The 2473-nt window shown below is 76.3% G+C and carries 2 protein-coding genes; both read right to left on the bottom strand.

Going from position 1 to position 2473, the window contains the following annotated elements; translation table 11 throughout:
• Positions 1-351 precede the first annotated feature (351 nt).
• Positions 352-1743 (bottom strand): methylaspartate mutase, encoded by a 1392-nt coding sequence (locus BJP40_RS08250; protein ID WP_079171011.1) that lies wholly within the window; start codon positions 1741-1743, stop codon positions 352-354.
• The gene (locus BJP40_RS08255) at positions 1740-2336 is read right to left on the bottom strand and encodes a cobalamin B12-binding domain-containing protein (RefSeq protein WP_177204337.1); all 597 of its coding nucleotides are present in this window, start codon (positions 2334-2336) and stop codon (positions 1740-1742) included. Before BJP40_RS08255 ends, BJP40_RS08250 begins: the two co-directional genes overlap by 4 nt.
• Between the last annotated feature and the right edge of the window lie 137 nt (positions 2337-2473).

A 2473-nucleotide genomic window follows, 5' to 3' on the forward strand; every position in this document is an offset into this window, starting at 1 on the left:
GGCCGCCCGGACCGGGGGCCCGTCAGGGCCGGGCTGCCGGGGAGCGGCTGAGCGCCGGCTGACCGCGGCCGCCGCTCCGGCGGAGCGCCCGTGCGGGTGGCCCGGCGGCGGCGCGTCCGGCACAGGCCCGGTCCGCGGCGGCGACGGGGGAGCGGCCTGTCCGGTTGTCCGGCCGGTGCCGTCCGGCGGCTTCCCGGCCGGGACGCGCCCGGCCGGCCCGTTGGTGCCCCGGTCGGGGGCGGCTCGGGTCGCGGCCGGTCCGCCCGGGGCGGGGTCGTCGTGCTGCTCCGCGGACCGGCCCGGGGTCCCGGTCGGCGCCGCGGTCGTCGTGCCGGCGGTGGTGCCCCCGGGTCAGGCGGTCAGCGCGGGAGCCGTGCTGCCGTGCTCGCCGCCGCCGGAGGTCAGGGCGGCCTGGTCGAAGGACTCCTGGGTGTGGGACAGCATCCCCAGGAGGTCGTCGGCCCGCAGCCGGTCACGCCCCGGCTGGGGCGAGGCCGCGATCGGCATCCCACCGGTCGCGTGCCACTGCAGGCTCCCGCGCCCGTCGATGTAGCTGCGGGTGCGCTGCGCGTTGTCCGCGTGCAGGCAGTACGGGACGTCGAGGAGGCCGCGGCGGAACGCCTCCGTGAAGGCCCGCCCGGTGTCCGGGTGGATGTCCAGGACCGCCTCGACCAGCGCCCGCGCCTCCGCGAGGACGCCGAACTCCCCGTCGGCCGCCGCCCGCTGCCCGTGCACCTCGGCCGCCGCGCGCGCGGCCTCCTCCAGGGCGTGGACGTTGTCCTGGATGGTGGGGATCCGGTGGGCCTCCGCCGGGGTCTTGACGATGAGCCGCTCGGTGCCGGTGAGGGACGCCAGTTGCGCGCTGTCCCGCAGCAGCCCCAGGGCTCCGCCCGTGGTGCGGGGGAACACCCCCATGTAGGTGTAGAGCACGACGTGCCAGTCGAGGCCCGTCAGGTGCTCCGCCGCCAGGGTGCGCAGCGCCAGCAGCGCTTCCACGTCCTGGCCGCGGTGGGTCTGCTGGGCGTAGCTGAGCGACACGCTGCGCAGCCCGTGCTGCTTGAAGAACACGCCCTCCAGCACGGAGAGCGCCACGAGCAGACTGGGCGGGCACAGCTGGCCGAGCATGCAGCCGCCGAAGCTCTCCAGGTGCGTGCCCGGCCGCTCGGCGAGCAGCTCGCAGCTGCGTGCCCAGGCGTCGACCGACTCCCGCAGCGGCTTCCTGCTGTAGGGCAGGCAGTACGAGACGGGTCCGCCCTCGGTCGCGTCGAGGCCCGCGTCGAGCAGGGTGCGGATGATGTCGACCGGGTTGGCGGAGCCGTGCCGCACCTGCACCGCGAACTGCCCGTCGATCAGGTCGGAGACCAGGCCGCGGGTGGTGTCGGCGCCGTGGGCGACGATCGGGTAGCCGTTGAGGTCGGTGCCCTCGGCGAGCGCCAGGCGGGCTGACTCGTTGTCGTTGACACGCGTGTAGCTGTCGATGGTCAGGGTGCCGACGGTGCGTGCACCTGCCCGTTTCACCGCCTCCAGGCCCTCCCGCATCCGCGGGAGGTCGGCGAAGCCCATGCGGGGCTGGACGACGAGCTGCCCGTCCCGCACCGCCGTGGCGACCGCCGAGGCGAAGGAGCCGAGCTGCACGCCGTCCGGGACGGCGGGCGACGCGTCTGCCGGGGCCGCGCCCGGGCAGGGGGCGGGGGCGTGCGACGGGTCCGCGGCGGCCGCGGAGTCGGGTATCCGCCCGCTCATCGCGCACCCGACACGGCGACGGCTCCGGAGGTGCCGACGGCCCCCGGAGCGGTGAGGACTCCCGGTCCGTCGGCGGTGCCGGACGCGGGGTCGGCGTCCAGCCGGCGCGGCCCGGAAGCGGCCAGGTAGCGGCGGAACTCGGCGACGCCCGCCGCGTCCTCGAAGACCGCGTCGAAACCGGCGGCGAGGAGTTCGGGACCGTACGTGCCCGCCTCCGCACCGGTCACGCCGAGCTTGCCGCCGATGACGACCCGGATCCCGGCGAGGTCCGGCTGGTCGCGCAGCCGGCGGACGGCACGGGCGCCGTCGAGCGCCCCGTGGCCGTTGACGCTGCTGATGACGACCAGCTCGGGGCGGACCCGCCGGCATTCCTCGACGAGCAGCTCGTCGGGCACGCACGAACCGATGTTGGTCACCTCGTGGCCCATCTCCTCCAGGAGGAGTTGGAGGAAGACGAGGTTCCAGGTATGGGAGTCGGAGGAGACACTCGAGACGAGCACACGGCGGCCGCGGCGCTCCACGGCGCCTTCGGCGCTCTGCTGCGGAGCGTCCTGCCGGCGGCTCTGCGGCGGCTGGACGTGGTACGTGGTCAAGGCTGGCTCTTTCGGCTCGGCGCGGGGCGCGGTGACGACATGGCGGAAGGGACGGAACGCCGGTCGGCGTGTCCGTCTCGCGGGGGCTCGGCGCGGTTGCGGAGCGCCGGCTGCCGGCGGGCGGCAGGCGGGGCGGG

This window comes from Streptomyces sp. CC53, from assembly GCF_001865245.1.
Classification (GTDB): domain Bacteria; phylum Actinomycetota; class Actinomycetes; order Streptomycetales; family Streptomycetaceae; genus Streptomyces.